The organism is Streptomyces sp. NPDC022910 (assembly GCF_055561075.1).
Window position 1 is genome coordinate 44,844 of the sequence record NZ_JBVHHL010000014.1, and the last position, 18,368, is coordinate 63,211.

The 18,368-nt window shown below is 71.4% G+C and carries 22 protein-coding genes, 1 pseudogene and 1 riboswitch; of the genes and pseudogenes, 11 read left to right on the top strand and 12 right to left on the bottom strand.

The features are described from left to right. The first annotated feature begins 49 nt into the window (after window positions 1-49). From ACZ3TS_RS16055 to ACZ3TS_RS16065, 3 genes are all read left to right on the top strand, one after another. Entirely contained in the window at window positions 50-283 is a 234-nt protein-coding gene (locus tag ACZ3TS_RS16055; RefSeq protein WP_467618118.1) for a hypothetical protein, read from the top strand. Between the two features lie 49 nt (window positions 284-332). After that, window positions 333-1,157 (top strand): SURF1 family cytochrome oxidase biogenesis protein, encoded by an 825-nt coding sequence (locus ACZ3TS_RS16060; protein WP_467618120.1) that lies wholly within the window; start codon window positions 333-335, stop codon window positions 1,155-1,157. Window positions 1,158-1,454: 297 nt separating this feature from the next. Next, window positions 1,455-2,210, top strand: a complete 756-nt coding sequence (locus ACZ3TS_RS16065; protein WP_467618123.1) for an SDR family oxidoreductase — start codon at window positions 1,455-1,457, stop codon at window positions 2,208-2,210. A gap of 39 nt (window positions 2,211-2,249) precedes the next feature. On the opposite strand, the gene amaP is transcribed toward ACZ3TS_RS16065, so the two are convergent. The 5 genes from amaP to ACZ3TS_RS16090 form a co-directional block, all read right to left on the bottom strand. Further along, window positions 2,250-2,828 (bottom strand): alkaline shock response membrane anchor protein AmaP, encoded by a 579-nt coding sequence (amaP, locus tag ACZ3TS_RS16070; RefSeq protein WP_467618125.1) that lies wholly within the window; start codon window positions 2,826-2,828, stop codon window positions 2,250-2,252. 6 nt (window positions 2,829-2,834) lie between these two features. Then, entirely contained in the window at window positions 2,835-3,500 is a 666-nt protein-coding gene (locus tag ACZ3TS_RS16075; protein ID WP_467618127.1) for a DUF6286 domain-containing protein, read from the bottom strand. Next, window positions 3,497-3,817 carry an Asp23/Gls24 family envelope stress response protein gene (locus ACZ3TS_RS16080; protein WP_467618129.1) on the bottom strand — a complete coding sequence of 107 codons (321 nt, stop codon included), beginning with the start codon at window positions 3,815-3,817 and terminating at the stop codon, window positions 3,497-3,499. Before ACZ3TS_RS16080 ends, ACZ3TS_RS16075 begins: the two co-directional genes overlap by 4 nt. A gap of 63 nt (window positions 3,818-3,880) precedes the next feature. Beyond that, window positions 3,881-4,066, bottom strand: coding sequence for a hypothetical protein (locus ACZ3TS_RS16085; protein ID WP_467618132.1), 186 nt, complete (start codon window positions 4,064-4,066; stop codon window positions 3,881-3,883). Window positions 4,067-4,095: 29 nt separating this feature from the next. Further along, on the bottom strand, window positions 4,096-4,575 hold the full coding sequence (locus tag ACZ3TS_RS16090) for an Asp23/Gls24 family envelope stress response protein (RefSeq protein WP_467618134.1): 480 nt from the start codon (window positions 4,573-4,575) through the stop codon (window positions 4,096-4,098). Between the two features lie 176 nt (window positions 4,576-4,751). On the opposite strand from ACZ3TS_RS16090, the gene ACZ3TS_RS16095 reads away from it, so the two are divergent. Beyond that, the gene (locus tag ACZ3TS_RS16095) at window positions 4,752-5,513 is read left to right on the top strand and encodes a nucleopolyhedrovirus P10 family protein (RefSeq protein ID WP_467618136.1); all 762 of its coding nucleotides are present in this window, start codon (window positions 4,752-4,754) and stop codon (window positions 5,511-5,513) included. 45 nt (window positions 5,514-5,558) lie between these two features. Here ACZ3TS_RS16095 and ACZ3TS_RS16100 read toward each other — a convergent pair whose 3' ends face one another. The 3 genes from ACZ3TS_RS16100 to ACZ3TS_RS16110 all read right to left on the bottom strand — a co-directional run bounded on the left by ACZ3TS_RS16100 (window position 5,559) and on the right by ACZ3TS_RS16110 (window position 8,673). Then, window positions 5,559-6,350: an enoyl-CoA hydratase/isomerase family protein gene (locus ACZ3TS_RS16100; RefSeq protein ID WP_467618139.1), complete on the bottom strand. Its 792-nt coding sequence runs from the start codon at window positions 6,348-6,350 to the stop codon at window positions 5,559-5,561. Between the two features lie 132 nt (window positions 6,351-6,482). Continuing rightward, window positions 6,483-6,704, bottom strand: a complete 222-nt coding sequence (locus ACZ3TS_RS16105; protein ID WP_009337982.1) for a helix-turn-helix domain-containing protein — start codon at window positions 6,702-6,704, stop codon at window positions 6,483-6,485. 370 nt (window positions 6,705-7,074) lie between these two features. Further along, on the bottom strand, window positions 7,075-8,673 hold the full coding sequence (locus ACZ3TS_RS16110; protein WP_467618140.1) for an ABC-F family ATP-binding cassette domain-containing protein: 1,599 nt from the start codon (window positions 8,671-8,673) through the stop codon (window positions 7,075-7,077). Window positions 8,674-9,110: 437 nt separating this feature from the next. Between ACZ3TS_RS16110 and ACZ3TS_RS16115 the strand changes: the two genes are divergently transcribed. Beyond that, window positions 9,111-9,524, top strand: a complete 414-nt coding sequence (locus tag ACZ3TS_RS16115; protein ID WP_467618142.1) for a VOC family protein — start codon at window positions 9,111-9,113, stop codon at window positions 9,522-9,524. Window positions 9,525-9,531: 7 nt separating this feature from the next. Here the strand turns inward: ACZ3TS_RS16115 and ACZ3TS_RS16120 are convergent, their stop codons facing one another. The 3 genes from ACZ3TS_RS16120 to ACZ3TS_RS16130 all read right to left on the bottom strand — a co-directional run bounded on the left by ACZ3TS_RS16120 (window position 9,532) and on the right by ACZ3TS_RS16130 (window position 13,160). Then, the gene (locus tag ACZ3TS_RS16120) at window positions 9,532-10,941 is read right to left on the bottom strand and encodes a hypothetical protein (protein ID WP_467618144.1); all 1,410 of its coding nucleotides are present in this window, start codon (window positions 10,939-10,941) and stop codon (window positions 9,532-9,534) included. Between the two features lie 254 nt (window positions 10,942-11,195). Further along, window positions 11,196-12,323, bottom strand: coding sequence for an alpha/beta hydrolase family protein (locus ACZ3TS_RS16125; RefSeq protein ID WP_467618145.1), 1,128 nt, complete (start codon window positions 12,321-12,323; stop codon window positions 11,196-11,198). Window positions 12,324-12,434: 111 nt separating this feature from the next. Continuing rightward, on the bottom strand, window positions 12,435-13,160 hold the full coding sequence (locus tag ACZ3TS_RS16130) for a class II aldolase/adducin family protein (RefSeq protein ID WP_467618147.1): 726 nt from the start codon (window positions 13,158-13,160) through the stop codon (window positions 12,435-12,437). Window positions 13,161-13,355: 195 nt separating this feature from the next. Here ACZ3TS_RS16130 and ACZ3TS_RS16135 point away from each other — a divergent pair. The 6 genes and pseudogenes from ACZ3TS_RS16135 to ACZ3TS_RS16160 form a co-directional block, all read left to right on the top strand. After that, window positions 13,356-14,103 (top strand): annotated as a pseudogene (locus ACZ3TS_RS16135) (lysozyme); the annotation flags it as partial. A 199-nt stretch (window positions 14,104-14,302) separates the two neighbouring features. Beyond that, window positions 14,303-15,574: an inorganic phosphate transporter gene (locus ACZ3TS_RS16140; RefSeq protein WP_467618149.1), complete on the top strand. Its 1,272-nt coding sequence runs from the start codon at window positions 14,303-14,305 to the stop codon at window positions 15,572-15,574. A 13-nt stretch (window positions 15,575-15,587) separates the two neighbouring features. Further along, window positions 15,588-15,803 carry a hypothetical protein gene (locus ACZ3TS_RS16145; protein ID WP_467618152.1) on the top strand — a complete coding sequence of 72 codons (216 nt, stop codon included), beginning with the start codon at window positions 15,588-15,590 and terminating at the stop codon, window positions 15,801-15,803. Between the two features lie 253 nt (window positions 15,804-16,056). Further along, window positions 16,057-16,914 carry a helix-turn-helix domain-containing protein gene (locus tag ACZ3TS_RS16150; protein WP_467618154.1) on the top strand — a complete coding sequence of 286 codons (858 nt, stop codon included), beginning with the start codon at window positions 16,057-16,059 and terminating at the stop codon, window positions 16,912-16,914. 44 nt (window positions 16,915-16,958) lie between these two features. Then, window positions 16,959-17,414, top strand: coding sequence for a hypothetical protein (locus ACZ3TS_RS16155; protein ID WP_467618155.1), 456 nt, complete (start codon window positions 16,959-16,961; stop codon window positions 17,412-17,414). After that, window positions 17,411-17,608, top strand: coding sequence for a hypothetical protein (locus tag ACZ3TS_RS16160; RefSeq protein ID WP_467618157.1), 198 nt, complete (start codon window positions 17,411-17,413; stop codon window positions 17,606-17,608). The genes ACZ3TS_RS16155 and ACZ3TS_RS16160 overlap by 4 nt, the downstream gene beginning before the upstream one ends. A 72-nt stretch (window positions 17,609-17,680) precedes the next feature. Here the strand turns inward: ACZ3TS_RS16160 and ACZ3TS_RS16165 are convergent, their stop codons facing one another. Beyond that, window positions 17,681-17,890, bottom strand: coding sequence for a DUF397 domain-containing protein (locus ACZ3TS_RS16165; protein ID WP_467618158.1), 210 nt, complete (start codon window positions 17,888-17,890; stop codon window positions 17,681-17,683). A 336-nt stretch (window positions 17,891-18,226) separates the two neighbouring features. Further along, window positions 18,227-18,346, top strand: a riboswitch (cobalamin riboswitch). Window positions 18,347-18,368: the final 22 nt, after the last annotated feature.

An 18,368-nucleotide genomic window follows, 5' to 3' on the forward strand; every position in this document is an offset into this window, starting at 1 on the left:
GCCCGGCGCCCGCTCGCCCGCGCGGCGGCGACAGCACACCCTGTGGCGCATGGCGAGATGTGAAGTTTGCGGCAATGAATATGGAATGACCTTCGAGGTGCACGCCCAGGGCGCGGTGCACGTCTTCGACTGCTTCTCCTGCGCCATCCACCGTATGGCACCCATCTGCGAACACTGTCGTGTCCAGATCATCGGCCAGGGCGTCGAGGTCGAGGGCCACTGGTACTGCGGAGCCCACTGCGCCCGCGCCGAGGGGAAAGTGGGGATCGTCGACAAGGTGTGAGCCGGCACCCGCCTGAATACGCCCCACGACCGAGTTGTACGGTCGTGGGGTGTACCGCTTCCTGTTGACCCGCCAGTGGGTGATCCTCACCCTCGTGGCCCTCCTGCTCATTCCGACGATGATCAGGCTGGGTTTCTGGCAGCTGCACCGCCATGACCACAGGCAAGCATTGAACAAGGTGATCAACGACTCGCTGGCGGCGCAGCCCGTGCCCGCCGAGTCGCTCGCCTCCGTCGGCGGGACCGTCCGGCACGACGACCTCTACCGCCGGGTGACCGCGAAGGGCCACTTCGACACGGCGCACGAACTGGTGGTGCGCCGTCGTACGAACACGGACGATCAGGTCGGCTACCACGTCCTGACGCCGTTCGTGCTGGACAGTGGCAGGACGCTGCTCGTCAACCGGGGCTGGATCGCCTCCCCCGCCTCGCAGACCTCCTTCCCGAAGATCCCCGCACCCGCCGGGGGCGAGATCACGGTCACCGGCCGGCTGATGCAGGACGAGACGACGGCCGCGAGCGGCATCAAGAACGTCAAGGGGTTGCCGGACCGCCAGATCATGTTGATCAACAGCAAGCAGATCGGCACGCTCCTGAGCGACGCGGGCGACACCTCCGCCAAGCAGATGCTCGGCGGCTACATCGAACTGACCTCCCCCGCCCCCAAGGGCGGCAGCCCCGAGTTGATCCCGTCGCCCAAGGAGGACAGCAGCTGGATCGGCCTCGGCGACATCAACCTGCCGTACGCGGTCCAGTGGTGGCTGTTCGCGATGGGCGTCCCCCTCGGCTGGGTGATCCTGGTCCGCCGCGAGGCCCGGGAGCGGGCCAAGGCGCCCGAGGAGACGAGCGAGGAGCCGGCACCGGCGGCGGCCTGACCGTCACCTCCGGCGCCGCCCGGCCGGACGGCCGGGGCCGCGGACCCGCCTCCCGGAGAGGCGGAACCCGCAGGCGCGAGGATGTGCGAGACGCCCGAAACCGGGAAGACGAAGGACGTGCGGGACGGACGCGGGCGTCAGGGCTGGGCGGCGCGTCCGCCCCGCGTGTCACTCCCCGCCCCGCCCGTGATCGCTCCACCGGTTCGGAAAGTCCCCGCAGTCCTCATCCCTCATCCGCCTCGGTCCGGTGGGCACCACCCTCGCCCTCTACGGGCACGAGAAGGCAGGATAGGGGCCATGGATCTTGGATTGAAGGACCGTGTGTACGTCGTCACCGGCTCCACGCGCGGGCTGGGCAACGCGGCCGCGCGGGAACTCGTCGCCGACGGGGCGAAGGTGGTCGTCACGGGCCGCGACGAGAAGCGGGCCGCCGAGGCCGCGGCCGAACTGGGCGCGAACGCCGTGGGCGTGGCCGTGGACAACGCCGACCCCGGGGCGCCGGCCCGGCTGATCTCCGCGGCGCGCGAGCACTTCGGCGGTTTCGACGGCATCCTCATCAGCGTCGGCGGCCCGGCGCCGGGCCATCTCGCCGACAACACGGACGAGCAGTGGACGGCCGCGTTCGAGTCGGTGTTCCTGGGCGCGGTGCGGCTGGCCCGGGCCGCCGCCGCGGAGCTGACCGCGGGCGGCGTCATCGGCTTCGTGCTCTCCGCTTCGGTGCACGAGCCGATCCCGGGCCTGACCATCTCCAACGGTCTGCGTCCCGGGCTCGCGGGCTTCGCCAAGTCCGTCTCGGACGAGCTGGGCCCGCGCGGCATCCGCGTCGTCGGTCTGCTCCCGGCCCGCATCGACACGGACCGGGTGCGCGAACTGGACGCCCTGTCCGCCGATCCGGAGGCGACGCGCGCGGCGAACGCGGCCCGCATCCCGCTGCGCCGCTACGGCACCCCGGAGGAGTTCGGCCGCACGGCCGCGTTCCTGCTGTCGCCGGCGGCGTCGTACCTGACCGGCATCATGGTCCCGGTGGACGGCGGCTTCCGGCACGGGTTCTGACCCACGGGCATGACCCGGCGGCCCGCCCGCTCCGGGCTGTCAGCTCACGCGCTCCGCCCGATGCCTGACCCCCTGCAGCCTTACCTCGGCGGGCAGCGCCGCAAGTCCGGCGGAGTCACGGGCGTGGGCGAGCGACTCGGTGGTCAGGCGGTGCAGGGCGTCCCTGGGGTCCACATGCGGTGCCAGCAGGAGCCGCACCCGTGCCTCGGGCGCGCTGCGCCGTCCGGTCAGCAGCACGTACGCCCGTTCGACGCCGTCCAACTGCCCCGCCTCGCCGGTGAATACGCTCTCCAGAGCCCGTCCGCGCAGCAGGGCGCCCTCGCCGTCGCCGGTGTCGACGAGCACCTCCGTGAGCCGGCGCCGACGCAGCACCGCCGACAGCCACCACAGGGCGAGCAGGACGAGCAGCGCGAGCACGGCGATGACCGTTGGCCACCACCAACCCTGGTCCCGCCACCGGGTGCGCTCGGCATCGCTGAGCAGGACGTCGTGCGGGCCCTGGTGGATCCACCACGAGGGCGGCGTCACGCCCAGGCCGACAGCGAGCACGGAACCGCCGAGGACGACCAGGACCAGGCCGACCAGACCGATCAGAACACGGTTGACGATCCGCAGCACCGCGCCTCACCCCTTCCGTCCGGGCCGCCGTACGTGCACCGACAGCCCGGGCGGCCGGCGGAGCCCGAGGCCCCGAACGGCGTCGGCGAGCGCGGTGTCCAAGTCGGCCCGTACGTCGTCGAGTTCCCGGAAGTGCGACACCGCCCTCACGTCCGCCCTCCGGCGTCCCATGCGGACGCGCACGGACTGCACCCCGGAGACCTCCATGGCCCGGTCGCGCAGCACCGTGGCGGCGGCGTCCCGATGCAGTCCGGCCCGTACGTCGGTGTGCGCCTGGCGCATCGTCAGCACAGCGCGCATTCCGGGCGTCGCGGCGAGCACCAGCAGCCAGAGGCCGAGGACCGTGGCCACGCCCGCGCCGACCAGCACCCAGGTGCCGTCGAGGGGCTGCTCGGCGAGCCGGTGGGCGAGCGCCCGGCGCCAGTGCATGGCGGGCCGGTGGGCCCGGACGGCCGCGATGTCGTACAGGAACAGACCCGCGACGACCAGGAGGAGCAGCGCGAGGACGCCCGCGGGAACGCGGCGCACCGACCAGAAGCGGCCGCCCCCGCCGTCCGCGCCGTCCAGCGGCTCGTACGCCGCCGCGGACGAGGACTGGCCCAGTCCGCCGTCCGTGGTCTTCTCGATGACCGGGAGCCTCTGGGTACTCTCGTAGCCTTGGGACTCGCTCATTGCGTCCTCCCGTATGCCGGGCCGGGGTGCAGCCGCTCCACCTGGACGGCGACCTCGTGCACCTTCATCCCCGCCAAGGCGCCTACCCGTTCGGCGACCCGACGACGCACAGCGGCGCACTGACCACCGACGTCGGAGGGGTAGCCGAGTTCGAGGCTGACGCGGACGCGCGCCGTCTCGTGGTGGACGACGACCGTGGCGTGCGGCGGCACGGCGTCCGGCGGCAGCGCGCCGAGCGCCTCACGCGCCGCCTGCGCGGCGATCTTCGCGACGACCCGGTCGGCGACCCGGGTGGCGCCCCGTTCGGCCGGCGGCACCGCGCCCGGGTGCCGGCGCTCCTCGCCACTGCGCTCACGTGCAACGGTAGGGCCCGGCACACGTCACCGCCGCCGGCCGTCGCGGGTGCGGAAGAAGTCACCGACGTCCAGATCCCCCTCGAGCAGGCGGCCGACGACGAGGCCGACGGCGCCGAGGGCCGCCACGAGCAGGAACGCGCCGAAGCCGCCGAAGTACCCGGCGAAGCCCAGCGCCATTCCGGCGATCATGCCGATCACGGCCAAGCTCATGCTGCGCTCCTCAGCTCACGGTCGCCCGGCTACTGGAGCCGCGACTCGGCCTCTTCGTCCGCCTCGTCGGGCAGTTTGACATCGCTGACCGCGATGTTGACCTCGACGACCTCGAGCCCGGTCATGCGCTCCACGGCCACGATGACGTTCTCCCGGACGGCGCGCGCCAGTTCGGCGATGGACACCCCGTACTCGACGACGATCTCCAGGTCGAGCGCGGTCTGTACCTCGCCGACCTCGGCCTTCACGCCGCGGGGGGTTCTCGAACCGCCGGGCACCCTGTCCCGCATGGCACCGAAGGTGCGGCTGAGGCTGCTGCCCAGGGCGTGCACACCGGGCACGTCGCGCGCCGCGAGCCCGGCGATCTTCTCCACCACGCCGTCGGCGATGGTCGTCCGTCCCCTTGTGGCCGGGTCGCCGCCGCCCCGCCGAGTGGGCTTGCGTGTCTGCGGAGCCTCCACGCCCTCGGAGGTCGTCTCCGGCCGGTTCCGCTCCGTCATCTCGGTCATCGCCGCAGTCCCTTTCGGTCGTCCTCCTTCACCCACAGTAAGGGCGGTTCCACGGTCGCGCGCCGGGGATGCGGCAGGCTGGAGGAATGACGGCGGAGCGGTGGACCGACATGAGCGAGCGGAGCGAGGGAGATTCCCTCGGGCGTTCAGCTCGGGGGGAGCCTTCGAGCAGGGCGGTGGTGCAAGGCGGGTGGGCGGGACGACCGGCCGGACGGGGACGGCTGCTGCCGCTGGGTGGCCCGCGTGACGGCGCGTGGATCGCCGAGAAGGCGGCCGGTTCGGCACTGCGGCGCGCGGCCGAGGAGGTGAGCGGGGTGTCGATGGAGGCGCTGCGGATCGCGCTCGCCGAACCGGAGGAGGCGTACGAGCCCGCGGTACCGCCCCCGCCTAGCGCTCTGCCAGCCGGGCCGCTGCGGATCGACGCGGAGTTCGCGGTCGTGGCGGACCCCTTCGCCCCGGACGCCGAACCGATTCCCACGACCGCCGGCCGCCTCCGCGCGGCTTTGGCGACGGCATCGGTGGATCGCCTCGGGCTGACGGTCACGGCGGTGGACCTGCGGGTGACGGACCTGCTGGACGCCGAACCGGCCGCCCCCTCGGCGATCGAGGAGCCGTCCGAGGTACGAAGCCCCGAGCAGGCGCCACCGGCCGAGCCCGATGCGCCACTTGGACCCGACGAGTCGACGGTGGCCGCGGCCGTGCGGTCCGTCCCGGGCGTGGTCCGGCTCACGGGCGCACTCGGCGGCCTGGGCCGTGCGGTGCACATCGAGGAACGGCAGGGCGCGGCGACCCTGCCGCGCCGCCATGTCCGGGTGGAAGTGGCCGTCGCGGAGAACAGACGGGCGGTGGACGTGGCCCGGGCGGTGCGGAGAGCGGTGACGGAGGCCTTGCTGGATCACCCGTCGGTCGCCGTCCTGGTGACGGCCGTCGTCCCCTGAAACGTCGCAGGGCCGGTAAGACGTCACGACTTCACAGGGCCGGCCCTAGTCGCCGACACCGGCCAGGTCCCGCAGTCGGCGGGCCTGCGCGGCCCGCTCCGTGGCGCGCTGCTCCTCGTACGACCGCTCCTGCGCCCCGCGCAGCAGTGTCTTGGTCTCGATCACGGCGTCGCGGGGGGCGGTGAGCAGTGCGGACGCCAGGTCCCGTGCGGTGGCGTCGAGCTGCTCACGCGGTACGGCGATGTTCGCGAGCCCCGTGTGCACGGCCTCCTCGGCCAGGACGAACCGGCCCGTCGCGCAGATCTCCAGTGCGCGGGCATAACCGACCAGGCTCACCAGCGGATGGGTGCCGGTGAGGTCGGGTACGAGGCCGAGGCTGGTCTCGCGCATGGCGAACTGCACATCGTCCGCGACGACGCGCAGGTCACAGGCGAGGGCGAGCTGGAATCCGGCACCGATCGCATGCCCCTGGACGGCGGCGATGGACACGATGTCGTTGCGCCGCCACCAGGTGAACCCTTCCTGGTACTCGGCGATGGCAGCGTCCAGCTCGGCGTCGCTGCTGCGCGCGAGGTCGCTGAAGGTCGGTTCCCCATCGATTCCCTCGGGCGTGAACATCTGCCGGTCGAGCCCCGCCGAGAACGACTTGCCCTCGGCACGCAGCACGACCACGCGGACGGCACCGGGCAACGCGCGCCCGGCCTCGGCCAACGCCCGCCACAGAGCAGGGCTCTGGGCATTGAGCTTGGCCGGGTTGGTCAGCGTCACCGTGGCGATCGCATCGTCGACGGTGAGCCGTACGCCGTCCTTGTCGAGTACCGGGTCGAGCGAAGCCATGGGACGCCTCCGATGGGTGCGGTCAGGAGAGGATGCCGTACGACGACATCCACAAGTGACTGCACAGTAACCACCCGGCCGGTCACCCGACCGACCGGGTGGCCACCACCGAAGCCGATGGGCCGCCCGGCGTCAGGCCGACGTGGCCTTCTTGCCCCGCGTCGCCCCGCCACGCCCTCGCAGCGTGACGCCCGACTCGCTGAGCATCCGGTGAACGAAGCCATACGAGCGGCCGGTTTCCTCGGCCAGCGCCCGGATGCTCGCACCGGAGTCGTACTTCTTCTTCAGGTCTGCCGCGAGCTTGTCGCGCGCGGCGCCGGTCACCCGGCTGCCCTTCTTCAGAGTCTCGGCCACCCGTGCCTCCTCATGGGAAGTGCGCTCTGGTCTCCTCATGATCACCCCTCGGGGGCGTGATGGCCACCCATTCGGCAAGGTCCGTGCGACATGGTTGTGACGACAGGAGCACATCCCCACGAGTGGAATTCGGGGTTCCGCCCGGCCGTGTCCATACGCCCGAACGGGTTCATCCGGGAAGCCGCAGGTCAGCGACGCGCGACGGCCGAGCCCTTGGGGTGAAAGGGCTCGGCCACGAAATCGGTGTAGGACACACCTCGGTACGAGGAGATCTCACACAGATGATGGATCACGGATCGGCCGAATGATCCATACGCAGTGGATCAACCATTCGATCAAGCGGCCATGGCCGCCCCACGCACGGTAGTGCTCAGGCCAGGGCGACGAGGTCCGCGTAGTCCGCGCCCCACAGGTCCTCGACGCCGTCGGGCAGCAGGATGATCCGCTCCGGCTGGAGCGCCTCGACAGCGCCCTCGTCGTGGGTGACGAGGACCACCGCGCCCTTGTAGGTGCGCAGCGCTCCGAGGATCTCCTCGCGGCTGGCGGGGTCGAGGTTGTTGGTCGGCTCGTCGAGGAGCAGCACGTTCGCGGACGACACCACCAGGGTGGCGAGGGCGAGACGGGTCTTCTCGCCGCCGGAGAGGACACCGGCCGGCTTGTCGACGTCGTCGCCGGAGAACAGGAACGAGCCGAGTACCTTGCGGACCTCGACGAGGTCCATGTCGGGCGCGGCGGAGCGCATGTTCTCCAGGACCGTGCGGTCCGCGTCGAGGGTCTCGTGCTCCTGGGCGTAGTAGCCGAGCTTGAGGCCGTGACCGGGGACCACGGCACCGGTGTCCGGCTGCTCGACGCCCGCGAGCAGCCTCAGCAGGGTGGTCTTGCCGGCACCGTTCAGACCTAGGATGACGACCCGGGAACCCTTGTCGATGGCCAGGTCGACGTCGGTGAAGATCTCCAGCGAGCCGTACGACTTCGACAGGCCCTCGCCCGTCAGCGGGGTCTTGCCGCAGGGAGCGGGCTCGGGGAACCGCAGCTTGGCGACCTTGTCGGACTGGCGGACCGCTTCGAGGCCGGACAGCAGGCGCTCGGCCCGGCGGGCCATGTTCTGCGCGGCGACCGTCTTGGTGGCCTTGGCGCGCATCTTGTCCGCCTGGGCGTTGAGCGCGGCCGCCTTCTTCTCGGCGTTCTGCCGCTCCCGCTTGCGACGCTTCTCGTCGGCCTCGCGCTGCTGCTGGTAGAGCTTCCAGCCCATGTTGTAGATGTCGATCGTGGAGCGGTTGGCGTCCAGGTAGAACACCTTGTTGACGACCGTGTCGACCAGGTCCACGTCGTGCGAGATGACGATGAAACCGCCGCGGTAGGTCTTCAGGTAGTCGCGCAGCCAGATGATCGAGTCGGCGTCGAGGTGGTTCGTCGGCTCGTCGAGCAGCAGGGTGTCCGCGTCCGAGAACAGGATGCGGGCCAGCTCGATACGGCGGCGCTGACCGCCGGAGAGCGTGTGCAGGGGCTGGCCCAGTACGCGGTCCGGCAGGTTGAGCGCGGCGGCGATGGTGGCGGCCTCGGCCTCGGCGGAGTACCCGCCCTTGGTGAGGAACTCGGTCTCCTGGCGCTCGTACTGCTTGAGAGCCTTCTCGCGGGTGGAGCCCTTGCCGACGGCGATGCGCTGTTCGTTCTCGCGCATCTTGCGGATCAACACGTCCAGGCCGCGCGCCGAGAGGATGCGGTCGCGGGCGAGCACGTCCAGGTCGCCCGTGCGCGGGTCCTGGGGGAGGTAACCGACCTCGCCGGAACGGGTGACACTGCCCGCGGCGGGGATGCCCTCGCCGGCGAGGACCTTGGTGAGGGTGGTCTTGCCCGCGCCGTTGCGGCCGACGAGGCCGATGCGGTCGCCCTTGGCGATGCGGAAGGAGGCGTTCTCGATGAGGATGCGGGCACCGGCGCGCAGCTCGATACCGGAGGCGGAGATCACGGACAGACTCCAGGGCGGATGGGAGGGCGGGATGGGCGGCTGAGGACGTTCCCGCCGTCTAATGCGCGAGGAGAATGGCCATGGGCCCCAGTCTAACGGGGTCGTGCAAGCACTTTTTGTGTGTGCGGACGTTCGGCGCTGTGATGCTCGTTGCCCTGTCCGTCACTCCGTCCGGGAGCCCGGGGCGCACTGTAGGCGCGGGTGCGGCGTACGAGGACGTGACGCGGCCGGTGTGTCCCCCGTTCGTGCCATGGCCCGGCGCCGCGCTCCGGGGAGCGTACGAGGATGGCTCAGGGGACCGCTCATGCGGCGGGTGGTGCTCCGGTCGGCCGGGGTGGGCCCGGTCCGTCCTTCCGGCGGGGGGGATTGTCAGTGGCCGGTGCGAGACTGAGCGACAGGCCATGGTTCCGGCCGGGACACCGGAGGGAGTGATCGGGATGGCGGGCATGGACGGCAGGCGGCCGAGCATCTACCCGACGTTGCTGTACGTGGACGCGAAGGCGGCGATCAGGCAGCTGACGGAAGCCTTCGGCTTCACGGAGCTGTCGGTGTACGAGGGGGAGGACGGCTCGGTGCTGCACGCCGAGCTGGTGCAGGGCAACGGCGCGGTGATGCTGGGCTCGAAGGGCCGGGGCGGTGCCTTCGACGAGGCGATGAAGGGCGCGGGCCCGAGCGGGGTGTACATCGTCGTGGACGACGTCGACGCACACCACCAGCGGGCCGTGGAGCACGGCGCCGACATCCTGATGCCCCCGACGGATCAGGATTACGGCTCGCGGGACTACATGGCCCGCGATACCGAGGGCAACATCTGGAGTTTCGGCACGTACGCCCCTGAGACAGCGGTCTGACCAGCGGTCAGCTGCCTCCCCTGTGGACCTGGAACGCGGCGCGGCGCACGGCCTTGGCGAGCGCCGGGTCCGGGTGGGCGGCGGCGAGCGCGACCAGGACCTGCACGGTGCGGGGGTGCCCCACCGCGCGCACCTCGTCGAGGAGCGCGGGCACGGTGGGCTGCACGGCGGACTCCAAGTGGCGCACGAGGAGCGGGGCTTCGCCATGGTCGGCGACGGCCGCGGCGGTGTCGACCCACAGCCAGGTGGCCTCCTGACGGGTGAGCACCTCGTGGGCGTCCTCGGGGTCCTGGCCCTCGTGCTCGGCGAGCCAGAGCAGGGCGTAGGGGCGCAGCGGGGTCTCGTCCGCGACAGCACGCACATCGGGCTCGGCAGGGGCTCCGACCACGCGCAGCGCCTCGAAGGCCAGGCCGCGCAGAAGGGCGTCCTCGCCGCGGGCGGCGTCCAGGAGTTCGGTGACGGCGATGCCGACCGGGCGGGCCGCGAGCCAGGCGCGGTACTCGGCGCGGGCCGCGTTCGGGCGGAGCTGGGCGCAGCCGCGGAGCATGTCCTCCGCGTTCTGCTCGATGTTCCCGGCGGGGCTCTGCGCGGCGACGCAGATCTGCTCCAGTTTCACCCAGACCGCCCAGCTGCCGAGCGCGGTGAGGGTGGCCTGCCCGTCGGCGCAGGTGAGGGCGCCCACGTAGGCGAGCGCGTCGAGGGCCCAGTCGAGGAGGGGGGCGAGCTCCGTGTCCTCGGCGGAGTCCTGGACCGGCATCTCCAGGGGTGCGGGCCGGGGCCCGTACGGAACCTCGCACCGCTCGGTGCGCAGTTCGGTGACCCGCTGCTGAAGGAGGTCGAGGAGCTGCTCGACGGGGACGGGCCCTGCGGACAGCTGCAGGAAGGAGAGCACCTGGGGCATGGCCGAGACGACCTCGGCGACGGCGGCGTGCTCACGGTCGGCGGGCTCGGGGCAGGCGAGCGACCAGGCGTCGAAGAGGGCGACCCAGCCGCGCAGCACGGCGGAGTCGTCACGGTTCCAGGCGCGCAGCCTCCAGCCGGGGCGGGCGCTGTCGCCGTGCACCTCGACGAGTCCGGCCAGACGGGCGGTGTCCCAGTCGGCGCGGACCTGAGCGGCGGTCAGGCCGAGGTCGGCGGCGGCCCGTTCGGCGGTGGCGTCGGAGAGGGTGCCCTTGCCGCCGGGGGTCGCACTGTCCCGGCCCGGGCGGAGCGCGGCGTCGGCCCAGTGCGCGACCCGGGCCGCGTCGGCCAGCCGGGTGCGGGCCATTCTGGCCAGTTCCGCGGGTGGGGGTGTGCCCTCGGGCGGCCGGGGTGCGGGGCGGCGCGAGCGGTGCTGGGTCACCGCTCGGGGCGCGGCGGCCAGGGGCCGCGGGCGGACGAGTCGGAGCCTGGAGTCGCGCGGGTTACGGGACGTCACGGGTGCAGTCTTCCGGTTGACGGTCCGAAAACCCAAACGGAATGTCACGGCGGGCGACGGGGCCGGCCGACGCACAGGGTCCGGAGAGGGGGTGCGCAGAGGGAAAGCGCGTGCCGGATGCCTAAGCGGAAGGGAGTGCGCCGGGGCGGGGTCCAGGGGTGTGAGGGGGCTCGGGCCCCGTTGCGGCGAGGAGCGGGCGGGTGCCTGGTCGGCAGCGCCGCAACCGGTCCGGCCCGACCGGCCGGGGGCAACCGCTACATGAGCGGCGTCAGAAAGCGCCGCATGGCCTCTTCGTAGGTCCCGGGGTCCACGTTCCACATCGCCCCGTGCGGAGCGTTCCGCACGGTGTGCAGGGTGACCAGGTCGCGGCGGCGCTCGGCGAGGCGTCGCGAGGGACCCCAGGGGGCGACCGTGTCGTCGGGGCCGTGGAAGACCAGGACGGGCACCCGCAGATGGTTCGGATCCACGGCGCTCTGGACGCGGTCGCCGTGCAGACCGGTGCGGCCCTGGGCGGCGCGGACGGCCAGCGGCAGCAGCGCGCCGGGGGTGCGGCGGGCCGCGGCGAGTGCGCGCAGGGTGGCCTCCCAGCTGAGCACCGGCGAGTCCAGGACGAGCCCGGAGATCCGCTCGCGCAGCGCGGCGTGCGCGGCGGCCCGCAGCGCCATGGTGGCGCCGGTGGACCAGCCGTGCAGGACGACGCGCTCGGCGCCGTGGCGCACGGCGTAGCGGATGGCGGCGTCCACGTCGCGCCACTCGGTCTCGCCGAGGTGGTTCAGGCCGTCCGGCGGGCGGGGTGCGCCGAGGTCGCCGCGGTAGGCGATGTCGAGGACCGGGAACTGCTGGCGGCTGAGGAACCCCATGACGTTCATGGGGTGTTCCCGGGTGGTGCCGAGCCCGTGCACGGTGATCACCCAGGTGTCGCGGACGCCGGGCACGAACCAGGCGGGAAGGGTCCCGAGTTCCCCGGGCACGTCGACGTCGGCGTGGTCCAGGCCGAGGGCGGCGCTCGGGTTGCCGATGTACAGGTTGGGGGTGAGCCAGGCCTTGTCGCCGGGCTCCAGCGTGCCGTGGGTGACGCGTTCCAGGCGGCGTACGACGGTGTCGGCGGTGTGGGAGGCGGTGTCGATGACCGGCCCGACGACCGCGTGCGAGCCGTCTCCGGACAGGCCGTAGGTGCCGGGTCGCTGGGAGGCCAGGTCGCGGGTGAGCGCGATCCGGCCGGCCGCCAGGGAGTGCACGGTGAGGCGGGGTTCTGTGGGCAGCGGGCGGCCCGGGGGCGCCTTGAGCGCGGCGTCGCTGGCCAAGCGGCCCGCGGCGACGCCGGCCGCGCCCGCTGCTATCGCTACCGTGACGGCTGCGGCCGCCGCTTTGACTGTGCGCACCCTTCCAGTCTCGCGGTGGAGCCCGCCCCGGGCCAGCGGGCGGCGCCCCCGGAGTCACCGAGGGCGCCTCCACCCCCCGTCCGGGAACCGGCCCGTGGAATCGGCCTCCCGCTACGGCCGGCGCTGCCCGTACCCCCGCAACCGCTCCCCCACCTCCGCGACCTGCTCCGGGGTGAGCAGCGTCGGCGACAGACCCGGCACCGACGATGCCGTCAGCCACACCCGGCACATCCACTCCAGCTGCGCCGTGCGGTCGTACGCCTCGGTCAGCGACGATCCGTGGGCGATCGTGCCGTGGTTCTGGAGGAGGCATGCGGTGCGGTCCGTCAGGGCGCCGAGCATGTTCTCGGCCAACTCCGGGGTGCCGTAGGTCGCATAAGGGGCGACCCGAACCGCACCGCCGAGCGCGGCGGTCATGTAGTGGATCAGCGGCAGCTCCCGTACCAGTGTGGAGACCGCCGTCGCGTGCACGGCGTGCGTGTGGACGACCGCGCGCGCCCCGGTCGCCCGGTAGACCGCCAGGTGCATCGGCAGTTCGCTCGTCGGCCGCAGCGAGCCGAGCACCTGCCGGCCGTCGAGGTCGACCCCGGTCGCGTCACCCGGCGTCAGCCGCTCGTACGGCACTCCCGTGGGCGTGACCAGCACGGTGTCGCCGACACGCACGGAGACGTTGCCGGACGTGCCGACGACCAGACCGTCGGCGACGGTCCGGCGGGCCGTCTCGACGAGCTCGCCCCACGCCCTCGCCACCGCGTCCCCCGGGTCGGGTGCTCCTCGGCCCCGTCCACCCTGTGCGTCCTCCCGTGCGTCCCGTCCGTCGCGTCCCTGCTCAGCCATGCCGCGATCCTGCCAGGCAGGGGCCGGCCCGCAGGTGACCCGGCGCACTGTAGGGCGGAAGCCATGCGTCTGTAAGGGCGTATATACGGATACATCACCTTCGAAAGGGGATTGGCCGGTGATCGACCGGCTTTCGTAGATCTTCCAGTAGCCTCTGGTCGATTTGTCGTGCACGTCGCCATTCCGGGGGAAAACATGGCCCGTGATCGCAAACCGTCCCGTCGTCATGCCCGCATCATCGCGGTCGCGTCACCCGTGACGGCACTCACCCTGGGGGAACCGTTCTCGCCGGGACCACGGTCTCGGCGGCGGGCAGGCCCAGGGGACAGGACGTCTCCTCGCACCAGAAGAACGTCGACTGGGCCGACGCCAAGGCGAAAGGCGCCAGGTTCGCCTACATCAAGGCGACCGAGTCCACCACCTACCGCAACCCCTACTTCAACGGGCAGTACAGCGGCGCCCGCAACGCCGGCATCGTCCGCGGCGCGTACCACTTCGCCCTGCCCGACAAGTCGTCCGGAGCCGCACAGGCCGCGTACTTCGTGCGCAACGGCGGCGCCCGGCGGACGGCTGGACACTGCCGCCCGCGCTCGACATCGAGTACAACCCCTACGACAAGAAGCGCAGGTGCTACGGCCTGAGCGAGGCCGGGATGGCCGGCTGGATCAGTTCGTTCAGCGACGAGGTCAAGCGCGAGACGAGCCGCCGTCCGGTGATCTACACGACCGCCCACTGGTGGAACACCTGCACCGGCGGCAGCAGCGCCTTCGCCTCGAACCACGCCCTGTGGACAGCGCGCCACGAATCGGCGGACGCCGGGACGCTGCCCGCGGGCTGGTCGTTCTGGACGTTCTGGACGTTCTGGCAGTACGACAACAGCGGGGGCCTGCAGGGTGACCAAAATCTCTTCAATGGGTCCATGGCCCAGCTGAAGAGATTCGCGACGCGCCAGCCAGGATCCGACCAAGGCTTCCGGAGCCTGGAATTCCGCCTTCGTTCGAAGCGCGACCGCCGCCACCCCGCCGCAAACGGAGTGGCGGCGCCCTGACGACTACACCCCTACGACCGCCTCAGTTCATCTTCCGTTCACTCAGGTTGCCTACGGTCCAACAGCCACTGACCTCCCACAGAAGCCTGGGTAAATGGAACACATCACGCTCCTCCTTGGAATCGTGATCGTCACCGCTCTCGTGTTCGATTTCACGAACGGTTTCCACGACACAGCCAACGCGATGGCGACGACCATCTCGACCGGCGCCCTGAGGCCCAAGACGGCGGTGGCGATGTCCGCCACGCTGAACCTCGTCGGCGCCTTCCTCTCGGTGGAGGTCGCCAAGACGATCTCCGGCGGCATCATCAACGAACAGGGCATACGCGTCGAAGTGATCTTCGCGGCCCTGGTGGGCGCCATCCTCTGGAACCTGCTGACCTGGCTTCTCGGTCTGCCCTCCAGCTCGTCCCACGCTCTCTTCGGCGGTCTGATCGGCGCCGCGGTCTCCTCGGCCGGCTGGTCGGCGGTGAACGGCTCGACGATCGTCACCAAGGTCCTGATCCCCGCGGTCGCCGCACCGATCGTGGCCGGACTTGCCTCGATGCTCGCAACGCGCCTGTCGTACCTCATCGGCAGCCGCGCCGACGGGAAGGCGACCGCGAAGGGGTACCGTGCCGGGTCGATCGCCTCGGCGGGCCTGGTCTCTCTGGCACACGGTACGAACGACGCCCAGAAGACGATGGGCATCATCACGCTTGCACTCGTCACCGGCGGTGTCATCGCCCCCGGTTCGAACCCTCCCACCTGGGTGATCGTCTCGGCCGGCCTGGCCATCGCGCTCGGCACCTACCTCGGCGGCTGGCGCATCATCCGCACCCTCGGCAAGGGCCTCACGGACCTGGCGCCGCAGCAGGGCTTCGCCGCCCAGACCAGCGCGGCGACCGCGATCCTCGCCTCCTCGCACATCGGCTTCTCGCTCTCCACCACCCAGGTCTGCTCCGGTGCCGTCATGGGCGCGGGCCTCGGTCGCAAGGGCGGAGTGGTCCGCTGGTCCACCGCCACGCGGATGTTCGCCGCCTGGGGTCTGACGCTGCCGGCCGCCGGCCTGGTCGGCGCGGGTGCCGAACTCCTCACCAAGCAGGGCACGTGGGGCACGGTGGCCACCGGTGTCCTGCTCGTCGCCGGAGCCGGCGTCATCTGGAACCTGTCCCGCCGCAAGCCGGTCACGGTGGACAACGTCAACGACGTCGAGACGGAGGCCGCCGGCGTCGTCACAACGGCGATCGCCGCGGTGATCCCGCCGCCGGCGGGCCCGGTCGCGACGGCCCACGCCGCGACGGACGCCACCACCGGCCTCACGGCCACCATCCCGGCCCAGAACTCCGGCCCCGCGTCGGAGCCGACCCGCACCGCGACGGTATAAGGAAGCACGCCACATGAACATCGACTGGGCAGCCCTCGGCTCCGTCTTCGGCATCAGCCTCGTGGTCACCGTGGCCCTGGTGGGCCTGTTCACCCTCGGCGTGGTGGGCCTCACGAAGAAGGAATCGGCCCGGGGCGGCACGGCCGCGCTGGCGGCCACCGGCGCGTACGCCTGCTTCGCGGCGTGCACGGCGGCAGTGGGGTACGGGATCTTTCTGATCGTGTCCTGACCGCACACGGCTCATCCGCCCGCTCGGGCGCTCGCATCAGGCCCCGCAGTGAACATCACTGCAGGGCCTGATTTTTTGTTGGATATATGCCGGTTTGCTACGTTCTACACCGCATCGCGACCACGTCGAAAAGACATGTGTCAGACAGCAAGTGGTCTGGCCGCTCTCGCCCAACTCACCTAGTCTAATGGGTGAGTTGCTGCTCGACGTCGGCCGCCCGACCAGTCGAAGACGACGTGTAGCAAGGAGCGACATGGCCAGGGACATCGATCCGAGCCTGAACCGACGCAGGCTCCGTATCGAGTTGCGCAAGGCCCGCGAGGAAGCCGGTCTCACTCAGCGAGAGGCCGCCGACGCGCTGGAGTGGTCCCTGTCCAAGCTGATCCGGCTCGAGGCCGGGACGGTCAGCCTCAGCGTGACGGATCTGCGCGCACTGCTCCAGCTGTACAACGTCACCGAACCCGGCCTGGTGGCCGAGCTCGAGGAGGCCGCCCGCGGCTCCAAGGGGCCTTCCTGGTGGGCGCCCTACAGCGACATGGTGCGGCCTCAGTTCGCCCAGTACCTCGGCTACGAGAGCGCCGCGACCTCGATCCGCTTCTACCACCCGTCCGTCGTCTACTCGCTGCTGCAGATCGAGGACTACACGATGGCCCAGCTCGCGCCGCGCGAGAACGGAGAACTGGCCCGTCGGTCGGCGGAGTTGCGCGCCACCCGGCAGGAGCGCATCTTCGACGGGGAGCACGGGCCGGACGTGAGCATCGTGCTGGACGAGGCGGTCGTCCGGCGGGTCATCGGTGGCCCGGGCGTGATGCGGCGGCAGCTGGAACACCTCAAGACGATGTCCCGCCATCCCAGAGTCACCATGCGCGTACTGCCGTTCACGGCCGGCGCGCACTTCAGCATGGGGGCGTCCTTCACCCTGCTGGGCTTCACGGATGGCGACGACCTGCTCTACCTCGAGGGCGCCACCGGCAGCGTGGCCAACCGTGACGACCTCGGCCTCACGGCGCGCTATCAGGAGTGCTTCGAGGACATCAGCAACAAGGCGTACGAGGGTGACCGGATGATCGAACTGATCGACGCGGTCAAGGAGAGTCTCGACAACAGCTGAGGCCCGGGAAGGACGGCCCGGGCAAACAACGGGGAGGGAGACCTATGGCGGTCCTCGGGTTCCTTGAGTGGTGCAGGCAGTTGCGCGCGCTCCGTTTCGTGTCGGCGGGCGACCCGCCCGGATCCGCTCCGGGGCCCGACGCCCCGGACCAGGCACAGCACGTGGTGGACGGTGAGGCGGACAACTCCCAGGGGGAGGACGGAACACGGACGCCGACGACCCGTCTGCTGTTGGGCACGGCATGCGGCAGCGTCCTGCTGTGCAGCATCGCCGTGTCCGCCCGGGTGGCGCCCAGCACCGGGTCGGGCGCCCTGTCCCCCCTGACCACGGCCGTGCTGGGAGCGCTCGGCGCGGCCGCCGTCACCGCCCTCGCGGCGAGCGCAGGCCGGGCCCTGCGCGGCCGCTCGGGAGAGCCGCGCACCCCGGAGATCAGTGGGTCCCCGAGCCCCGCGGACGAACCGTCGCCGCAGCCCGGTCGAGAACGCGGAGACGCTCCGTGACCGGGGTGAGGCCCCACCACAGTCCGGCGCACGTCGCCGCGACGATCGTCACCACCAACCAGACGAGGGCTCGTGCCGTGGATCCCGGCACGAGCAGCGCGGCGAGCGCACCCACGCCCACCGCGAACACCCCCGTGGTCAAGGAGAAGAGCGCCAGCGGGGCCGCCGCCGCCACTGCGGTTCGGGGAGTGTAAGAACCTCCCGTACGCACCGACACTTCCCTGGCCCTGTCCCCCATGGGTCCCTCCCGTCCTCTGGACGGACCTTCAGAAACCGTCCGCTGCCGGGTCCTCGAATCCAGCCAGCAAACCACACCATGCGGTACGGCGAAAGACGAGCACCGGGCCGGTGCGCCGTTTCGAGTCACGCACCAGAATGTGCGCCCCCTCGACGGCCACTTCCACACAGTCGGTGTCGTCACCTCCCGAGTAACTGCTCTTCCGCCACACACGCGCCGACGCCGCCCTGTCGACCACACCGACCTCCGTCTCACCAGTCAGCGCACCGACCCGGCGTCCTCACCGCGACGCTCCCGAGCGCCGTGTCCCACCGCTGCCGCAGGCAACAGAGGCCGGCCACACCAGGTTCGTCTCCCCGCAACGAATCACCCAATGCCGCTCGTCGGCGCTCTCGTTCGTCATGCCGTTTTCGTTCGTACTGCCGTTCCGTAGTCTTCCCAGGTTCCCGGCCCGGAAAGAGCGCAGATAGCGCCGATTCGGACGGCTGACGATATTTCAGCGGTGTGGGGCTCAGCACACCGCAGCTTCGCAGGTCAAGAGCAAGTTGACGGGTGTTCCGGGGGCGTGGTGGACTGCCGGGGCCAGTACGGCGGCAGGAGAGGAAGCCGGTGAGAGTCCGGCGCGGTCCCGCCACTGTCACCGGGGAAGAACTCCCCGGGAGCCAGGAACTCTCGCCGCCGGTCTCGTCGAACCAGGGCGTGGACACCCTGAGTGA